The sequence below is a fragment of the Sphingomonas jejuensis genome (assembly GCF_011927695.1).
Taxonomy (GTDB): Bacteria; Pseudomonadota; Alphaproteobacteria; order Sphingomonadales; family Sphingomonadaceae; genus Sphingomonas_K; species Sphingomonas_K jejuensis.
The window spans coordinates 526,677-543,513 of the sequence record NZ_JAATJE010000001.1 but is presented as its reverse complement, the minus strand read 5'-3'; the positions used below and the strand labels follow the sequence as shown (position 1 = coordinate 543,513).

Here is a 16,837-nt window from a genome sequence, read left to right as displayed (position 1 = left end):
ATGTAGGGAGCGGCGCCCGCCCCGTCGATGGCGGCTCCTCCGCCGCCGGTCAGCCTCGCCCGTAGCGTGCCCGGAAGGCAGCCGCGAAGGCGGCAAGCCGCCCTTCAACGATCGCGGCGCGCAGCCCGGCCATGAGCTGCTGGTAGAACCAGATATTATGCTCCGTCATCAGCATGGCGCCCAGGATCTCGCCCGAGCGCACCAGATGGTGGAGATAGGCCTTGGACCATTCCGCCACCGGGCTGTCGGGATCGAGCGGGCTCTGATCCTCTGCGAACTTCGCGTTGCGGATGTTGAGAGGGCCGTCCCAGGTGAAGGCCTGGCCCGTGCGCCCGCTGCGCGTCGGCAGCACGCAATCGAACATGTCGACGCCGCGCTCCACCGCGCCGACGATATCATCGGGCTTGCCGACGCCCATGAGGTAGCGGGGCCGGTCCGCCGGCAGCTGTGCGGGGGCATAGTCGAGCACGCCGAACATCGCCGCCTGCCCCTCCCCCACCGCAAGCCCGCCGATCGCGTAACCGTCGAAGCCGATGTCGACGAGCGCGTCGGCCGACGACTTCCTCAAGCCTTCGTCGAGCGCGCCCTGCTGGATGCCGAACTGCGCGGCCGCGGCGGCATGATCCCCGCCGGACAGGAACGCGTCGCGCGAGCGCCGTGCCCAGCGCATCGACCGCTCCATCGCCGCCGCCTGCACCTCATGCGTGGACGTGGTCGGCACCAGCTCATCAAAGGCCATCACGATGTCCGAGCCGAGCAGTCGCTGGATCTCGGTGGAGCGTTCGGGCGTGAGAAGGTGGCGGCTGCCGTCCAGATGCGACTTGAACGCGACGCCTTGTTCGTCCCGCTTGGTCAGGTCCGACAGGCTCATCACCTGATAGCCGCCGCTGTCGGTCAGGATCGGCCGGTCCCAGCCCATGAAGCGGTGCAGCCCGCCCAGTCGCGCGACACGCTCGGCGCCGGGACGCAGCATCAGGTGATAGGTGTTGCCCAGGATGATGTCGGCGCCTGCCGCGCGGACGGTGGCAGGCTTCAGCGACTTGACCGTCGCGGCGGTGCCGACCGGCATGAAGGCCGGCGTGCGGATGATGCCGCGCTGCATCGCGATCTCACCGGTGCGGGCACGCCCATCGGTCGCGTGAACGGAAAAGGCGAAGCGGGTCATGGCTGCGGCTTTCAGGTCAGGCGGCCGGCAGCAGCAGGCTGGCATCGCCATAGGAATAGAAGCGGTAGCCGCTGGCGATGGCGTGCGCATAGGCGGCCTGCATTCGATCCCGCCCCATCAGCGCCGAGACCAGCATGAACAGGGTCGATCGCGGCAGGTGGAAGTTGGTCAGGAGCCCGTCGATGGCCCGGAAGCGGTAGCCGGGGGTGATGAAGATCGCGGTGTCCCCTTCGAACGACTGGATACGGCCATGATCGCCCACCGCGCTTTCGAGAAGCCTGAGCGACGTGGTGCCGACGGCGATCAGCCGCCCGCCGCCCGCGCGCACGGCGTTCATGCGGTCCGCCGCCGCGGCATCGATCCGGCCCCATTCGGCATGCATCCGGTGATCGTCGGTATCGTCCGCCTTGACCGGAAGGAAGGTGCCGGCGCCGACGTGCAAGGTCAGCGTCTCGTGCCCGATCCCTGCATCCGCCAGCGCAGCAAGCAGCGCCGGGGTGAAATGCAGGCCGGCGGTCGGCGCCGCCACCGCGCCGCCGGGGCCGGCGAACATCGTCTGGTAATCGTCGGCGTCGGCGGCATCGGTGCCGCGCCGGGCCGCGATGTAAGGCGGCAGCGGCATCTGTCCCGCGCGTTCCAGCAGCAATTCAACAGGAGCATCGCCTTCGAAGCGCAGCAGCACGCTGCCGTCGTCGGCCTTGTCGTCGACCACAGCCGCGACATCGGCGCCGAAATCGATCCTGTCGGCCGTGCGCAGGCGCTTGGCGCCCTTGACGAAGGCATGCCAGGACCGCGCGCCGGCCCGTTTGTGCAGCGTCGCGCCGACGGTCGCATCGCCCCGGCGGCCGTGAAGCTGGGCCGGGATGACCCGGGTGTCGTTGAAGACCAGGCAATCGCCGGAGCGCAGGTGGCGCGGCAGGTCTGCCACCCCGGCATCCACCATCCGGTCCCCTTCGAGCACCAGCATGCGCGCGGCATCGCGCGGCCGGGCCGGACGCAGCGCGATGCGTTCGGGCGGAAGGTCGAAATCGAAAAGGTCGACCTTCACGGCCGCGGCACCCTTAGTTGCTGGGCGACGCCCCGGCCGGGCGCTGAACCGGCAACGGCACGGTGACGATGGTGGGGGCACCCGGCGCGGGCGCCGGCGCGGCCGCGGGCGGCGCCAGGGTGGCCACCGCATCGGGCACGCCATCGGCCTGGATATAGGCGCGGGCAATGCGGGTGGGCTCGGCCGGCGGCTCACCCTTGGCGATGGCATCGACACCCTGCATGCCGGTCAGCACGCGGCCGAACGCGGTGTAGTTGTTGTCGAGGCTGAGGCGCGGCATCAACACGATGAAGAACTGGCTGTTGGCCGTGTTCGGCTCGTTGGTGCGTGCCGCCGACACCGTGCCGCGGACATGCGGCATGTCGTTGAACTCGGCCACAAGATCGGGAAGCTGCGACCCGCCCTGTCCGGTGCCCTCCGGATCGCCGCCCTGCGCCATGAAGCCGTCGATGACGCGGTGGAAGGTCAGCCCATTGTAGAAGCCCTGCCGGGTCAGCGTCTTGATACGCTCGACATGGTTGGGCGCCTTGTCGGGGCGCAGCTGCACCGTCACGCGCTGCCCGTTCGAGAGGTCGAGCACCCAGATGTTGTCGGGCGTCGCCGCCGGCACCTCGTTGGTGGCGGCCGGACGCTCCGCATCCTCGCGCGCGATGCGCTCGGCCGTGCGGCGGGCTTCCTCCTGCTGGCTCAATTCCTCCACCGACGGCGGCGGCGCCTGCCGCTGGCCTTGGGCGTGCGCGGGTGCGGCAACGGCGAGGGAGAGCGCGATCAGACTGCCGAAAAGGCGCATCCGGGCTGGTTCCTATGTGACTGGGGTTGTTGCGACACTGGCGGTAGAATGTGGCGGCTTGACGGCGCGTGAACCGGTCAGGCCCGCGCCCGCTGCTCAGCCAGCCGCGCAAGCACGTCGCGCTCCACAGCGGGGCTGACGAACTTGCCGATGGTGCCGCCGAACAAGGCGATCTCCTTCACCAGCCGGCTGGCGATCGGCTGCAGGGACACGTCGGCCATCAGGAAGACCGTCTCGATCCGGTCGTTCAGCTGCTGGTTCATGCCGGCCATCTGATACTCATATTCGAAGTCGGCGACCGCGCGGAGGCCCCGCACGATCATGGTCGCGCCCTGCGCCTCGGCGAAGCTCATCAGGAGCGTGTCGAACGACACCACCTGGATGGCGGCGTCGTCGATGCCCGCCACCTCGCGCTCAACGGCGGCGATGCGCTCCTCCACCGAGAACATCGGCGACTTGGACGCATTGGTGGTGACGCCCACCACCAGCCGGTCGACCAGCTTGGTGGCGCGGCGGATGATGTCCATGTGACCGAGCGTGATGGGGTCGAACGTGCCCGGATAGACCCCGATCCGGCTCAACGGTCGCGCTCCACCGCGTAGCGGGCGACCTGCCGGAGCAGGTCCGCCTCCGCCCCGAAGCCGTGGAGATGCTCGACCGCCTGGTCGACCAGCATCGACGCCTGAGCGCGCGCGCGGTCGACGCCGAGGAGCGACAGGAAGGTGGCCTTGCCGGCCGCCGCATCCTTGCCGACCGCCTTGCCGACCGCGGCGGCATCGCCTTCCACATCGAGGAGATCGTCGGCGATCTGGAAGGCGAGCCCGAGGTCGCGGGCATAGCCCCTGAGCCCGGCCCGCCCTTCCGGCGGCACGCGCCCCAAAATCGCACCGGCCTCCAGACAGACGCCGATCAGCGCACCGGTCTTCAGCGCCTGCAGGCGGGTGACGGTGGCGAGGTCGAAGCCGGCGCCGTCGGCGACAAGATCCATCATCTGCCCGCCCGCCATGCCGGCCGGGCCGGACGCGCGCGCAAGCTCCAGCGCGAGCTCGGCCCGGACGAACGGATCGGGGTGCGTGTCGGGATCGGCGACCAGCCCGAAGGCGAGCGCATGAAGGCTGTCGCCGGCGAGGATGGCGGTGGCCTCGTCGAAGGCCTTGTGCACGGTGGGCTTGCCGCGGCGCATGTCGTCGTCGTCCATCGCCGGCAGATCGTCGTGGATCAGCGAGTAGACGTGGATCGCCTCGATCGCGGTGCCGGTGCGCAGCGCGGCCTGCGGATCGACGTTGAACAGCTGCGCGCTGGCGCACACGAGAAGCGGGCGCAGCCGCTTGCCACCGCCGATCGCGGCATGGCGCATGGCTTCGTAGAGCGGGCGGCGCGCATCGTCGGGCACGGGCAGCAGCGCGTCGAATTCCGCATCAACGGCGGCGGCGATCTGCGCCATGGCGGCGCGCAGGTCGGCGGGCAGCGGGGTCGCCACCGGATCAGCCCGCGTCAAAGGGCTGCAAACCGCGGGGCTGCCCGTCCGAACCAAGGCTGATCTTGTCGATCCGCGCCTGCGCGGCGGCCAGCCGCTCGTCACAGCGGGCGCGGAGCCGGTCGCCTTCCGCGTAAAGGGTGATGGCCTGGTCCAGCGGGATCTCGCCGGTTTCCAGCTGGGCGACGATCGCCTCCAGCCGCTTCAGCGCATCCTCGAAAGACAGGTCGGCGGTCTGGGCGTCGGGGTCGCTGCTCATCCCCGGCTTGTGGCGAGCGCGGCCTGAGCGGTCAAGCGAGCGGACCGGCCCTGATCCGATCGGCGCGCGCCGCGTTTAGGGGCTTCAGCCATCAGGAGAGTGCACATGTTCCAGCAACGGAACCCGGCAACGGGCGAGACCGGCGACAGCTTCCCCGAACTGGACGCCGACGCCATCGAGCAGCGGATCGCCCGTGCCGCGGCGGCCTATGCCGAATGGCGGTTGACGCCGGTGGCGGAGCGCGCCGCGCTGCTCAGCGCGATCGGCGACCGGTTCGAGGCGAACCGCGACCGGCTGGCGGCAATCGCGACCTTCGAGATGGGCAAGACGCTCGGTTCGGCAAAGGCGGAGGTGGACAAGTGCATCGCGGCCTTCCGCCATTATGCGGAACACGGCCCCGCCATGCTGGAGGAACGGCGCATCGACCTGGGCGACGGCAAGGCGGCGGCGGCGCGCTGGTACCCGCTCGGCCCCGTGCTGGCGATCATGCCGTGGAACTTTCCATATTGGCAGGTGGTGCGGTTCATGGCGCCGACGCTGCTTGCCGGCAATGTCGGGCTGCTCAAGCATGCCAGCAACGTGCCGGGCACCGCCCAGGCGATCGAGGACATGGTGCGCGAGGCGGGCGGCGCGGACGGGCTGTTCCAGAACCTGCACATTCCGTCGTCGGCCGTCGGCGCGATCATCGACGATCCGCGCGTGGCGGCGGTGACGCTGACGGGGAGCGAGGGCGCGGGCATCCAGGTGGCCGAGCGCGCCGGCCGCAACCTGAAGAAGGTGGTGCTGGAACTGGGCGGGTCCGACCCGTTCATCGTCATGCCGTCGGCCGACATCGAGCAGGCGGCCAGGGTGGCGGTGACGGCGCGCATCCAGAATGCGGGGCAGAGCTGCATCTGCGCCAAGCGCATGATCGTGCACGCGGACGTCTATGACCGGTTCCGCGAGCGCTTTCTGGCCGGGATGAAGGCGGTCAGGGTGGGCGACCCGACCGCCGACGGGACCGACATGGGGCCCTTGTCCAGCGAACAGGGCCTGAAGGACATCCGCGAGCAGGTGGAGCGCGCAAAGGCCGCCGGCGCCACGGTGTCGAGCGTCGGCGACGCACCGGACGGTCCGGGCTGGTATTATCCGCCAACCGTGCTGGAGGACGTGCCGCTGGACGAGGAAATCGCGCGCGAGGAATTCTTTGGTCCGGTCGCCATGCTGTTCCGCGCCGCCGACATCGACGAGGCGATCCGCATCGCCAACGACGTGCCGTTCGGCCTCGGCAGCAGCATCTGGACCACCGATGCGGCCGAGCAGGAGCGCCTGACGCGCGACTTGGAAGCCGGTATGGTCGCCATCAACGCGATGCTGGCGTCCGACCCGAAGGCGCCGTTCGGCGGGGTGAAGCGATCGGGCCACGGACGCGAGCTTTCGTCGCACGGCCTGCACGAGTTCATGAATTTGAAGACGGTGATGCTCGACCAGGCGAGCCCTGCCGCCACGGAATAGGCGGCAGGCATGAAAAAGGGCGCGGCGTTGCGGCCGCGCCCTTCCTCGATCAACGTGCCGCTGGGTTCAGGCGGCGACCACGGCGCGGCCACGGCGCGCGGCCATGCCGACCATGCCGAAGCCCGCGATCATCATCGCCCAGGTCGCCGGCTCCGGCACGGCAGCCGCCGCGACCTCGAAGTTGAAATCGCCGGCCGGACCGTCACCGAAGGCGAACTGGACGTTGTCGACCGCGCCGCGGAACGTGCCGCTCCAGCCCGATCCCACGCCGATGTTGATCGCGCCGACCGCCAGGCTCGATCCGGAGTTACGGGCGATCCACTGATCAAGCGTCAGCTGGCCGCCGTTCGCGTTGGCGAAGGTCGGGCCCAGCGCGTCGCGCGTGGCCCAGAAGATGCCGCTGCTGCGCGTCGCGCTGAGCGTCTGCCAGCTGCCTTCGACGGCATTGGTCTGGTTCTGGTAGACATTCTCCAGGACGAGCGAGCCGGCATAGGAGCCGTCCTTGAACATCTCGAACCGCAGCACCGGCGCGAAAGCCGCACCCGTGTCCGACGCCGGATCACGGAACCAGTCGAACGAGACGGACTGAAGCGATCCGAGCTCGATCAGGCCGCCGAGATTGTACTGCAGGTCAGCCTTGCTGTCGCCGGAGGCCGTGTTGAAGAACACCGAACCATTGCCGCCGCGCGCATAATCGGTGGTGACGCCGAGCGTGGCACCGCCGCCGAGATTGGCCTGATACCAGGTCATGTTGCCCGGCTGGACGGCCGTCTGGCGGGCGCCCGGATTGGTGGTGCGCGTCCCGGTTGCGTCGGTGGTGGTGGTCCCGCCCGCGATCGTCCTGATATCGCCGTTGGTGACGGTCTGCGCCATGACCGGCGTGGCGAAGGCGAGCAGAGTGGTGGCAGCGAAAGCCGCACGAATCATCATGTTAAGCATCCCCCCTTGGTTGCAGGGGGTGCTTAGCAGCTGAGGCCCGAAGGTAAACCTCGATTAAGCATGCGGCCTATGCAGTTATGGGACGCGGGTCGGCGAGCCGCGCCCCACCGTAGGCTCAGTTGCGCGGTCGGAAAGGATCCGGGAAGGCGCCAAACGGGCTGGTCGGCTCCACCTCGCCCGCGTTGATGCGGTCGCGCTGGGCGCGCAGCTCCTCGATCAGCGCCGCACGGTCGCCCTCCAGGCGGCTGTCGACAGGCGCTTCCGTGCCGGCGGCCTTCGCCGCCTTCGCCACCGCCGCGTCGAGTTCGCGCTGCGTGGTGAGGCCCAGCGTCACCGGATCCTTCGGCGTGATGTTGGAGATGTTCCAGTGGCTGCGATCGCGGATCGCGGCGATGGTCGTCTTCGTGGTGCCGATCAGCTTGCTGATGGTGCCGTCCGACACTTCCGGATGGTTGCGGATGATCCAGGCGATGCCATCCGGCTTTTCCGCCCGCTTGGACACGGGCGTGTAGCGCGGCCCCTTGGTACGGCGCACCTGCTCCGGCCCCTTGGACATGACCATGCGGTAGTCCGGGTTCGCCTGCGCCTTGTCGATCTCCTCCTGCGCGAGCTCGTGCGCGCGGACGGGATCGCGACCGGTCAGCTTGGTCGCGGCGGTGTCGTCGGCGATCGCCTGCACCTCCAGCACGTGGAGGCCGCAGAACTCCGCGATCTGCTGAAACGACAGGGACGTGTTGTCGACCAGCCAGGATGCGGTCGCATGGGGCATGAGCGGCTGGGCCACTGAAAGTCTCCAGGTACAAAAAGGGCCGCCCCTTCACGGAGCGGCCGGTGCATGGCGGGAAGATAGACGCAGCCAGGGTCCGGGGCAAGTCGCGCGCCACTTGCCTTTGCGCGGAAGGCGTCTAGGGGAGCATCCATTCGCAAGGACCCGGTGCAATCCCGGGTGGCTACTCCGGCCGCCGATCCGCCGGACAACAACATGCACGATCATCGAAGGCGCCGGTCGGCGCCCGTGCCCTGTTGTGGATTTCTCAATGACATTCGACATCACAGCCTATCGCCGCCAGTGGTTCACCGACGGCGCCAAACGCCACGTACCGCGTGACAGGCGAGATCTTCTTCGCGTCCGTTGACCGGTTCACGCGGGCCTTTGCCGCCGAGAACAGTGCCCGGCACATCCGCATCGACGTGAGCGGGGCCCATTTCTGGGACATCTCCGGTGTCGGCGCGCTCGACAAGATCGTCGCGCGCCTGCGTCGCGAGGGACGGCAGGTCGAGGTGGTCGGCTACAACCGGGCGAGCGCGGACATCGTCGACCGGTTCGCGCTGCACGACAAGACCGGCGTCGAACTGGGGCTGGCGCCGCACTGAGGAACGGGGCGGACGGCGGGGGTCCGGCCGAACGGCCGGGGCTATTCCTGACCGGCGACCGACAGCACGATCTTGCCGACATGGTCGCCGTCTTCCATTCGCCGGTGCGCCTCCGCGGCCTCCGCGAGCGGGAAGACCCGGTCGATCTCGGGCCGGAGGCGACCGTCGGCAACATGCGGCCATACCTCCCGCGCGATCTCGTCTGCGACCAGCGTCTTGAAGCCTACCGGGCGCGCGCGGAGGGTGGAGCCGGTGAGCGTCAGGCGGCGCATCATCACGTCCGCGATGCTGATCTCCGCCCGGGCGCCGCGCTGCACGGCGATGGAGACGTGGCGGCCGTCGGGGGCCAGGCATTTGAGGTTTCGCGGCACATAGTCGCCACCGACCATGTCGAGCACGACGTGGACGCCCTCGCCCCCGGTCAGGTGGGCGACCTCCTCCACGAAGTCAGACATGCGGTAGTTGATGGCGTGGGTGGCGCCGAGGGCGCGGGCGGCCGCGCATTTGTCGTCGGAGCCGCAGGTGACGATCACCTCCAGGCCGAACAGCCCGCCGAGCTTGATCGCCATGGTGCCGATGCCGCTGGTGCCGCCATGCACCAGCACGCGCTCACCCGCGGTCGCGTACGCGCGCTCGAACAGGTTGCTCCAGACGGTGAACAGCGTTTCGGGAAGCGCGGCCGCCTCCACCATCGACAGTCCGGCCGGGATCGGCAGGCACTGTCCGGCGGGCGCGGTGCACCATTCGGCATAGCCGCCGCCCGACACCAGCGCCGCGACCTCCGCGCCGACCGACAGCGTGTCCACCCCTTCCCCCAGGGCCACCACCGTGCCGGCGATTTCCAGCCCGGGGATCGACGGGGCGCCGGGGGGCGGCGGGTAGAGCCCCTTCCGCTGCATAACGTCCGGCCGGTTGACGCCGGCGGCCGCGACGCGAACCAGAACCTCGCCGGCGGCAGGTGCCGGCACCGGGCGGCGCACGGGCCTGAGCACCTCAGGCCCGCCGGCCGCATCGGGATCGATCGCGAGCATATCCGACGGCGAATGAACGGTCATCCGGAGCGCCTCCCCTTTTGAGCGAAGGGGTTTATTGACAGCGACCTCGCCCCGGTCAACGCTGTCGGACATGGACTCGGACGACAGCCTGCCGCGCCGTGCGAACGACCCCCTGGTTGCGCTCCTCGCCCAGGACCTGTCCCCGCTGTCGATCGCCGAACTCGATGCCCGCATCGCCGCGCTGGAGGGGGAGATCGCACGCACGCGGGCGCGCATCAATGCCGCCACGGACCAGCGCGCCAGCGCCGACGCGCTGTTTCGGCGATGAACCGCGGTCGCCCCCACCTGGCGGCCCACCTGATCCTTGATGCGCGGCCCCGCCGTCCCGACATAGCATGGGACGGGAGCGCCACCCCCCGCGCCCCGGAGGAGTAACCAATGCCCTCTTTCGCCCCCGCGCTCGAGACCACCTTGCACAAGGCGCTAACCAACGCGTCCGGCCGCCGCCACGAATATGCCACGCTCGAGCATCTGCTGCTCGCCCTGATCGATGACGTCGATGCCGCCAAGGTGATGGCCGGCTGCGGCGTGGATCTCGGCGAGCTGAAGGACGCCGTCACACAATATCTCGATACCGAGCTGGAGGCGCTGCGCGTCGACAGCGAGACCGATCCGTCGCCCACCAGCGGCTTTCAGCGCGTGGTCCAGCGCGCGATCCTGCACGTGCAGTCGTCCGGCCGCGAGGACGTGACGGGCGCCAACGTGCTCGTCGCGCTGTTCTCCGAGCGGGAAAGCTATGCCGTTTATTTCTTGCAGCAGCAGGACATGAACCGGCTGGATGCGGTCAGCTTCATCAGCCACGGCGTCGGCAAGGGCGGCCAGCCCGCCGAGCCGCGCGAGGTGAAGGGCGCGGCGGACAAGGACGACGCCAAGGAAACCAAGGCGGACGGCGGCAAGAAGCAGGAATCTGCGCTGAAGCAGTTCTGCGTCGACCTCAACGAGAAGGCCAAGGACGGCAAGGTCGACCCGCTGATCGGCCGTTCGTCGGAGGTCGACCGCACGGTGCAGATCCTGTGCCGCCGGTCGAAGAACAACCCGCTCTATGTGGGTGATCCCGGTGTCGGGAAGACGGCGATCGCCGAAGGTCTGGCGCGCAAGATCATCGAGGGCGACGTGCCCGACGTGCTGAAGCCGGCGGTGATCTATTCGCTCGACATGGGCGCGCTGCTTGCCGGCACGCGCTATCGCGGCGATTTCGAGGAGCGGCTGAAGCAGGTCGTGAACGAGCTCGAAAAGCTGCCGCACGCGATCCTGTTCATCGACGAGATTCACACGGTGATTGGCGCGGGCGCAACGTCCGGCAGCGCGATGGACGCGTCCAACCTGCTGAAGCCGGCGCTGTCGGGCGGCACCATCCGCTGCATCGGTTCGACCACCTACAAGGAGTTCCGGAACCACTTCGAGAAGGATCGCGCGCTCTTGCGCCGGTTCCAGAAGATCGACGTCAACGAGCCGTCGGTCGAGGACACGATCAAGATCCTGGCCGGGCTCCGCTCCGCGTTCGAAGGGCACCACAAGGTCCGCTACACGCCCGATGCGATCAAGTCGGCGGTGGAGCTGTCCGCGCGCTACATCAACGACCGCAAGCTGCCCGACAAGGCGATCGACGTGATCGACGAGGTCGGCGCGATGCAGATGCTGGTGGTGCCGTCCAAGCGCAAGAAGGTGATCACGCCCAAGGAGATCGAGCAGGTCATCGCCACCATGGCGCGGATCCCGCCGAAGAGCGTGTCGGCCGACGACAAGCAGCAGCTGGAAACGCTCGAGACCGACCTGAAGCGGGTGGTGTTCGGGCAGAACGCCGCGATCGAGAAGCTGTCCTCCGCGATCAAGCTGAGCCGTGCGGGCCTGCGCGATCCGGACAAGCCGATCGGCAACTACCTGTTCACCGGTCCGACCGGCGTGGGCAAGACGGAGGTCGCGCGCCAGCTCGCCTCCATCCTCGGCATTCCGCTGCAGCGGTTTGACATGTCCGAATATATGGAGCGGCATTCGGTCAGCCGGCTGATCGGTGCGCCCCCGGGCTATGTCGGCTACGACCAGGGCGGGCTCCTCACCGACGCGGTCGACCAGAACCCGCATTCGGTGCTGCTGCTAGACGAGATCGAGAAGGCGCATCCGGATCTGTTCAACATCCTCCTGCAGGTGATGGACAACGGCAAGCTGACCGATCACCACGGCAAGACCGTCGATTTCAGGAACTCCATCCTGATCATGACGACCAATGCCGGCGCGTCCGACATGGCGCGCGAGACTGTGGGTTTCGGCCAGCTGACGCGCGAGGGCGAGGACGAGCAGGCGGTGCAGCGGATGTTCACGCCGGAGTTCCGCAACCGCCTCGATGCGATCGTGCCGTTCGGCTATCTGCCGCCTGAAGTCGTCGCCCGCGTGGTCGACAAGTTCATCCTGCAGCTGGAGCTGCAGCTGGCCGACCGCGACGTGCACATCACGCTGGACGACGAAGCCAAGCAGTGGCTGACCGCCAAGGGCTATGACAAGCTGTATGGCGCGCGACCGATGGGCCGCCTGATCCAGGAGAAAATCAAGCAGCCGCTGGCCGAGGAACTGCTGTTCGGCAAGCTCGTCCATGGCGGCGAGGTCAAGGTGAAGCTGAAGGACGACCAGCTCGTGTTCGAGATGGTCGGCGCCGCGCCCAAGGCGAAGCGCAAGAAGGGCGGCGCCAAGACCGAAGCCGACGCCTGATCCCGGCATGGGGGCGGATCCGCTGCGGCGGGTCCGCCCTTTGCCGTTGCAGGTGACAACGGCCGAAAACCGACGCTAAGACCGGCAGCATGATTGCTGGTGCGACCGCGCTTGCGGACCGATATTGGCGCTCGCGAGTGATCCGATCGGTCGACCATGTCGATGTAAACGAGCGTGTGCACGACGACGCCGGCTGGTCCGCGCGCTACCTTTTCATGACGACCATGTCGGCCGGCATCGCGGTGCTGGGGCTGCTCTTGTCCTCACCGGCGGTGGTGATCGGCGCGATGCTGATCTCTCCGCTGATGGGCCCGATCATCGGCCTGGGCTTCGCGCTGGCGACAGTGGATGCCAAGCAGATCCGCCGAGCGCTGTTCGCGCTGCTGGCCGGCTCCGCGCTGGCCGTGCTGTTCTGCGCCGCGATCGTGCTGTTGTCGCCGCTGAAGAACCTGACGGCGGAGCTTGCCGCCCGCACGCGGCCAAACCTGTTCGACCTGCTCGTCGCCTTGTTCTCGGCGCTTGCCGGATCCTACGCGACCATTCGCGGGCGGGCCGGGACGATCGTGGGCGTGGCGATCGCGACCGCGCTGATGCCGCCGCTCGCCACCGTCGGTTTCGGGCTCGCCACGCTGAACGGCCCCGTGTTCGGCGGGGCGCTGCTGCTGTTCGTCACCAACTTCGTCACGATCGCGCTGACCGCCGCCGTGATGGCGCGGCTCTACAGCTTCGGCCCGAAGCTTTCCCCCAATCAGACGGCCATGCAGCTGACGGTGGTGATCGTCACGCTGGCAGCGCTTGCGATCCCGCTGGGGCTGTCGCTGCGCCAGCTTGCCTGGGAAGGCCGCGCCGGCAGCACATCGCGCCGCGCGATCGAGCAGCTGTTTCCGAGCCAGGCCCGTGTCAGCCAGCTGGACCTGGATTTCGCGCGCGATCCGATCCGGGTGAGCGCGGTGGTGCTGACCCCGCGCTATCGCGGCGATGCCGAGCAGCAGGCGCGCACCGCGCTGCAGTCCAGCCTTGATCGTCAGGTGGACGTCCGCATTCAGCAATATCGCGTCGGCACCGACGCCAGCGACGCGGGTGCAGCGGTGATCCAGGCAGCACAAGCGCGCGCCACCCCAAGCAGCATCGAGAGCGAGGCGGAGGCGACCGCCCGCGAGGTGGCGGCGATCATGGGAGTGGGCCGGGACAGCCTGATGGTCGACGACGCGGCGCGCCGGATCCGCACGCCGGCCGCACCGCTGCCGGGCGCCACGCTGGCCACCTATCGCGCGCTGGAAGCGCGGGCGGCGGCGTCGGGATGGACGGTGGAGCTGGTACCACCCCCGGTGGCGCCCCCGACCGTTGCGTTCGTCGGCGAGGCGTTCGACCAGGGCGCCGTCGACACAGCCGCATGGGGCGCCGCGCGGCTCGGCTACGGCATCAGCATTTCCGGCAGCACGGCTCAGGTCGGGCTGCTGAGCGCCGCGCTCGGCGAGCGCGGCGTCGTAACAACCCGCGGCCCCGGGACCGGACCGGTTGGCGGCGCGGCACTCAGCTGGACGACGACGGCAACCCCTTCCTAACGCTGTTCGGCCATCTCACGCGCAAGCGCGGCATAGCGCCGGGCCTGTTCGCGGCCCTGGGGATCGTCGGTTTCGGACCACCAGCCGAGCTGGAAGGCGAGGTAGGCCAGGCGACAGAAGGCGACGAGCTCCGCCGATGTACCTAGGGCGGCCGCCAAGGCATCGGCCTGAGCGTCGTCCAGGTGATGCTCGATCGCCGCGCCAGCCACGTCCCAGGCGACATCCTGCGGCCCGACCAGATCGTGCGCCTGGGAATGGTCGATCGCATCGGTCTTCAGCACGCGACCGCCGACCTGCAGCCATTCCCAGTCATGCAGCCGCCCGTCGACATGGATCGGTCGCACCGTCGCCTGAAGACGGCCAAGCCGGTCGTCCCCCCATGGCGCAAGCAGCGCCGCCGCCGCCTCCTCCCCGACGACCGTGGCGAGGTTGAAGCGCGCCATTTTGGAAAGCGTCCGGAGCGAGGCACCGGCATGTGTCGGCGGTGGCATGTTCGCCCGCGCGCGGAGGTAGCGGGTCAGGAGATCGAGGTTCCTGGCGGGTGGCAGGCCGAACATCGCATCGTCGATCCAGCGTTCCAGGAGCATGCCGTAGCGCAGGGCGAGCGGCGCCACCGTCAGTCCCCGTTCGGCCAGGAAGCGAGCGCGCTCGCCAGCCGCCACACCGGCCGCATCTAGGCCGATGAACTTGATGCGAAAGGTGCCGCCTGCCGCGACGAGCCGCCATTTCAGCGCCTCGCGTCCGGGATGTGCCGGCAGGTCCGGCCGTCCGACATGCCGGCGCCACCGGCCGCCGGCGACATCCTCCAGCGGGGCCAAAGGCGGGCCGGTCAGGTCTTGGAACCAGCTGGCGAGCGGGTTGCGCCCCTCCAGCACCACGTCGTCAAAGGAGGCGACGTACCGCCTCAAGCGGCTCCAGCGCGCGCGACCGTGCTCGCTCGCCGCGTGGCCGGGGGAACCGGCGTGACTGGGAAGAACCGCAATGTGGTCGAGCCCGACGCCCCGCTCCTCCAGCCAATCAACCGTGCCGAGGATCGAGCTGCCGGACAGCCCCGGGCCTTCGTCGACGATCGCGACCGCTCCGGTGGTAATTTTGGTGGCCAACGTCTCACCGACCGCCGGCGCGCGGCCGAACGGATGCCCGACCGGCCGGAGCGTCGCTGCGGCATCGCTGCCTGCCGCAGCCGCAACGATGGGGGCGAGCGCGGTGCCGATGCTGCGCAGGCCGATCACCTGCGTTCCCGGCTCAAGCACGCGGGCGGCGGCGGCATGGAGTTCCGGATAGAGCGCGTAGAAGGCGAAGCCTTCGGGCCTGCGGACGCAGATCGGCTCGTCGGTGGCGGCGCAGAGATCGAGCGGCGGCAGCGACTGATCGGCAAAGCCGCTCTGCCAGGAGCGGTCGAGCGCCCCCGCCAGCGTGATCAGCGTGCGCATCAGCCCACCTTGGCGCGGCGACCCGGTGTCGCGCCCCCCAGCCTGCTCCATTTCGAGGTCGGCGATGCCCTGCAGCAGCCCGGCGACCTCCAGAAGCAATCGGGCAAGGGCGCCGTGCCAGTCGAGCCCCGCCCCCGTGAGCGACGCCCGAGCCGCGACGATGCGGGCGCATTCTTCGGCGACGGTCGACCACCGCTCCTGATCGCCATAGACGATCAAGCCGCGAGCCTTCGGCCGCTGCGGGGCGGAGCGGCGGTCGGGCGGCGGTGCTGCGTCACCCGTCTCCCCTGCCCGCGCGCCGACATGCGTGGCAACTGGCAATCCGGTGGCCGCATCGCTATTCCCCCGCGACCGGGCGCCTCCGCCCTGCGCTTCAATCAAGGATCGATCATGGGTTTCCGCTGCGGCATCGTCGGACTGCCGAACGTCGGCAAGTCGACGCTCTTCAACGCGCTGACGGAAACGGCCGCGGCGCAGGCGGCCAACTATCCCTTCTGCACGATCGAACCCAATGTCGGCCAAGTCGCCGTGCCCGACCCGCGCATTACCAAGCTGGCGGCGATCGCAAACTCGGCCAAGACCATCGAGACGCAGCTCGGCTTCGTCGACATCGCCGGGCTGGTGCGGGGCGCGTCGAAGGGCGAGGGGTTGGGCAACCAGTTTCTGGGCAACATCCGGGAGGTGGACGCGATCGTCCATGTGCTCCGCTGCTTCGAGGACGGCGACGTTACCCATGTCGAGGGCAAGGTCGACCCGATCGCCGATGCCGAGACGGTCGAGACCGAGCTGATGCTGGCGGACCTGGAAAGCCTCGAGAAGCGCGTGCCCAACCTCGCCAAAAAGGGGCAGCAGGGCGACAAGGACGCCAAGGCCGCCGCCGTGGTGCTGGGCCGTGCGCTCGACCTTCTGCGCGACGGCAAGCCCGCGCGGCTGACCAGCGTCGGAGACGAGGAGGAGCGACGCATCCTTGAGCAGGCGCAGCTGCTGACCGGTAAGCCCGTGCTCTATGTCTGCAATGTCGACGAGAGCGATGCCGCCAACGGCAATGCACTGTCCGCCCGCGTGTTCGAGAAGGCAGCGGCGGAAGGCGCGCAGGCGGTGGTGGTGTCCGCCGCGATCGAGGCGGAGATCGTCACACTCGACCCCGCCGACCGGGCCGAGTTCCTGTCGGACCTGGGGCTGGAGGAGACCGGCCTCGCGCGCGTGATCCGTGCCGGTTACGCGCTGCTCGACCTCATCACCTTCTTCACGGTGGGGCCGAAGGAGGCGCGCGCCTGGACCGTGTTCAAGGGCGCGCGCGCGCCCGAGGCGGCGGGCGTCATCCACTCCGACTTCGAGCGCGGCTTCATCCGTGCCGAGACGATCGCCTATGACGACTATGTCGCGCTGGGCGGCGAAACGGGCGCGCGCGATGCGGGCAAGCTCCGCTCCGAAGGCAAGGATTATGTGGTCGCCGACGGCGACGTGCTGCTGTTCCGCTTCAACGTTTGATGCGGGTCCGGGGCCTTTCCGGGGTGGGGATCGGCACGGGCGAT

General features: G+C 69.1%; 15 protein-coding genes, 1 pseudogene and 1 other annotated feature. Of the genes and pseudogenes, 6 read left to right on the top strand and 10 right to left on the bottom strand.

Going from position 1 to position 16,837, the window contains the following annotated elements; genetic code table 11:
• Positions 1 to 49: 49 nt before the first annotated feature.
• The 6 genes from tgt to GGR88_RS02690 form a co-directional block, all read right to left on the bottom strand.
• The gene (gene tgt / locus GGR88_RS02715) at positions 50 to 1,165 is read right to left on the bottom strand and encodes a tRNA guanosine(34) transglycosylase Tgt (RefSeq protein ID WP_167952747.1); all 1,116 of its coding nucleotides are present in this window, start codon (positions 1,163 to 1,165) and stop codon (positions 50 to 52) included.
• Positions 1,166 to 1,181: 16 nt separating this feature from the next.
• Positions 1,182 to 2,213, bottom strand: a complete 1,032-nt coding sequence (queA, locus tag GGR88_RS02710; RefSeq protein ID WP_167952745.1) for a tRNA preQ1(34) S-adenosylmethionine ribosyltransferase-isomerase QueA — start codon at positions 2,211 to 2,213, stop codon at positions 1,182 to 1,184.
• 13 nt (positions 2,214 to 2,226) lie between these two features.
• Positions 2,227 to 3,003, bottom strand: a complete 777-nt coding sequence (locus GGR88_RS02705) for a peptidylprolyl isomerase (RefSeq protein ID WP_167952743.1) — start codon at positions 3,001 to 3,003, stop codon at positions 2,227 to 2,229.
• A 77-nt stretch (positions 3,004 to 3,080) separates the two neighbouring features.
• Entirely contained in the window at positions 3,081 to 3,584 is a 504-nt protein-coding gene (gene coaD / locus GGR88_RS02700) for a pantetheine-phosphate adenylyltransferase (RefSeq protein WP_167952741.1), read from the bottom strand.
• Complete coding sequence (locus GGR88_RS02695; protein ID WP_167954310.1) at positions 3,581 to 4,447, bottom strand: polyprenyl synthetase family protein; 867 nt, start codon at positions 4,445 to 4,447, stop codon at positions 3,581 to 3,583. The genes coaD and GGR88_RS02695 overlap by 4 nt, the downstream gene beginning before the upstream one ends.
• 40 nt (positions 4,448 to 4,487) lie before the next feature.
• Positions 4,488 to 4,739 carry an exodeoxyribonuclease VII small subunit gene (locus GGR88_RS02690; protein ID WP_167952737.1) on the bottom strand — a complete coding sequence of 84 codons (252 nt, stop codon included), beginning with the start codon at positions 4,737 to 4,739 and terminating at the stop codon, positions 4,488 to 4,490.
• A 105-nt stretch (positions 4,740 to 4,844) separates the two neighbouring features.
• Between GGR88_RS02690 and GGR88_RS02685 the strand changes: the two genes are divergently transcribed.
• The gene (locus tag GGR88_RS02685; RefSeq protein ID WP_167952734.1) at positions 4,845 to 6,233 is read left to right on the top strand and encodes an NAD-dependent succinate-semialdehyde dehydrogenase; all 1,389 of its coding nucleotides are present in this window, start codon (positions 4,845 to 4,847) and stop codon (positions 6,231 to 6,233) included.
• Positions 6,234 to 6,299: 66 nt separating this feature from the next.
• Here GGR88_RS02685 and GGR88_RS15175 read toward each other — a convergent pair whose 3' ends face one another.
• Positions 6,300 to 7,163, bottom strand: a complete 864-nt coding sequence (locus GGR88_RS15175) for a PEPxxWA-CTERM sorting domain-containing protein (RefSeq protein ID WP_245196421.1) — start codon at positions 7,161 to 7,163, stop codon at positions 6,300 to 6,302.
• Positions 7,164 to 7,287: 124 nt separating this feature from the next.
• The gene (locus GGR88_RS02675) at positions 7,288 to 7,956 is read right to left on the bottom strand and encodes a cell cycle transcriptional regulator TrcR (RefSeq protein ID WP_167952731.1); all 669 of its coding nucleotides are present in this window, start codon (positions 7,954 to 7,956) and stop codon (positions 7,288 to 7,290) included.
• A 140-nt stretch (positions 7,957 to 8,096) separates the two neighbouring features.
• Positions 8,097 to 8,152, top strand: a sequence feature (sul1 is cis-regulatory element that is thought to sense ions involved in sulfur or methionine metabolism; They are found in Alphaproteobacteria).
• 109 nt (positions 8,153 to 8,261) lie between these two features.
• On the opposite strand from GGR88_RS02675, the pseudogene GGR88_RS02670 reads away from it, so the two are divergent.
• Positions 8,262 to 8,546 (top strand): annotated as a pseudogene (locus GGR88_RS02670) (STAS domain-containing protein); the annotation flags it as partial.
• Between the two features lie 41 nt (positions 8,547 to 8,587).
• On the opposite strand, the gene GGR88_RS02665 reads toward GGR88_RS02670, so the two are convergent.
• Complete coding sequence (locus GGR88_RS02665; protein ID WP_245196420.1) at positions 8,588 to 9,601, bottom strand: NAD(P)H-quinone oxidoreductase; 1,014 nt, start codon at positions 9,599 to 9,601, stop codon at positions 8,588 to 8,590.
• 70 nt (positions 9,602 to 9,671) lie between these two features.
• On the opposite strand from GGR88_RS02665, the gene GGR88_RS02660 reads away from it, so the two are divergent.
• The 3 genes from GGR88_RS02660 to GGR88_RS02650 all read left to right on the top strand — a co-directional run bounded on the left by GGR88_RS02660 (position 9,672) and on the right by GGR88_RS02650 (position 13,869).
• The gene (locus tag GGR88_RS02660; RefSeq protein ID WP_167952729.1) at positions 9,672 to 9,869 is read left to right on the top strand and encodes a DUF1192 domain-containing protein; all 198 of its coding nucleotides are present in this window, start codon (positions 9,672 to 9,674) and stop codon (positions 9,867 to 9,869) included.
• A 110-nt stretch (positions 9,870 to 9,979) separates the two neighbouring features.
• Positions 9,980 to 12,304, top strand: a complete 2,325-nt coding sequence (gene clpA, locus GGR88_RS02655; RefSeq protein WP_167952727.1) for an ATP-dependent Clp protease ATP-binding subunit ClpA — start codon at positions 9,980 to 9,982, stop codon at positions 12,302 to 12,304.
• 137 nt (positions 12,305 to 12,441) lie between these two features.
• A complete protein-coding gene (locus GGR88_RS02650; protein WP_342449700.1) occupies positions 12,442 to 13,869 on the top strand; it encodes a DUF389 domain-containing protein in 1,428 nt (475 codons plus the stop codon).
• Here GGR88_RS02650 and GGR88_RS02645 read toward each other — a convergent pair.
• Entirely contained in the window at positions 13,866 to 15,521 is a 1,656-nt protein-coding gene (locus GGR88_RS02645) for a hypothetical protein (protein ID WP_167952723.1), read from the bottom strand. The two genes, GGR88_RS02650 and GGR88_RS02645, sit on opposite strands and share 4 nt — an antisense overlap.
• Positions 15,522 to 15,692: 171 nt before the next feature.
• On the opposite strand from GGR88_RS02645, the gene ychF reads away from it, so the two are divergent.
• Positions 15,693 to 16,793 (top strand): redox-regulated ATPase YchF, encoded by a 1,101-nt coding sequence (ychF, locus tag GGR88_RS02640; RefSeq protein ID WP_167952721.1) that lies wholly within the window; start codon positions 15,693 to 15,695, stop codon positions 16,791 to 16,793.
• The last annotated feature ends 44 nt before the right edge of the window (positions 16,794 to 16,837 follow it).

Coding starts and splice junctions, on each gene's coding strand:
- GGR88_RS15175 (WP_245196421.1), bottom strand. CDS start 7,163: ATGATGATTCGTGCGGCTTTCGCTGCCACCACTCTGCTCGCCTTCGCC.
- GGR88_RS02685 (WP_167952734.1), top strand. CDS start 4,845: ATGTTCCAGCAACGGAACCCGGCAACGGGCGAGACCGGCGACAGCTTC.
- clpA (WP_167952727.1), top strand. CDS start 9,980: ATGCCCTCTTTCGCCCCCGCGCTCGAGACCACCTTGCACAAGGCGCTA.
- ychF (WP_167952721.1), top strand. CDS start 15,693: ATGGGTTTCCGCTGCGGCATCGTCGGACTGCCGAACGTCGGCAAGTCG.
- GGR88_RS02665 (WP_245196420.1), bottom strand. CDS start 9,601: ATGACCGTTCATTCGCCGTCGGATATGCTCGCGATCGATCCCGATGCG.
- tgt (WP_167952747.1), bottom strand. CDS start 1,165: ATGACCCGCTTCGCCTTTTCCGTTCACGCGACCGATGGGCGTGCCCGC.
- GGR88_RS02705 (WP_167952743.1), bottom strand. CDS start 3,003: ATGCGCCTTTTCGGCAGTCTGATCGCGCTCTCCCTCGCCGTTGCCGCA.
- GGR88_RS02690 (WP_167952737.1), bottom strand. CDS start 4,739: ATGAGCAGCGACCCCGACGCCCAGACCGCCGACCTGTCTTTCGAGGAT.
- GGR88_RS02695 (WP_167954310.1), bottom strand. CDS start 4,447: ATGGCGCAGATCGCCGCCGCCGTTGATGCGGAATTCGACGCGCTGCTG.
- GGR88_RS02660 (WP_167952729.1), top strand. CDS start 9,672: ATGGACTCGGACGACAGCCTGCCGCGCCGTGCGAACGACCCCCTGGTT.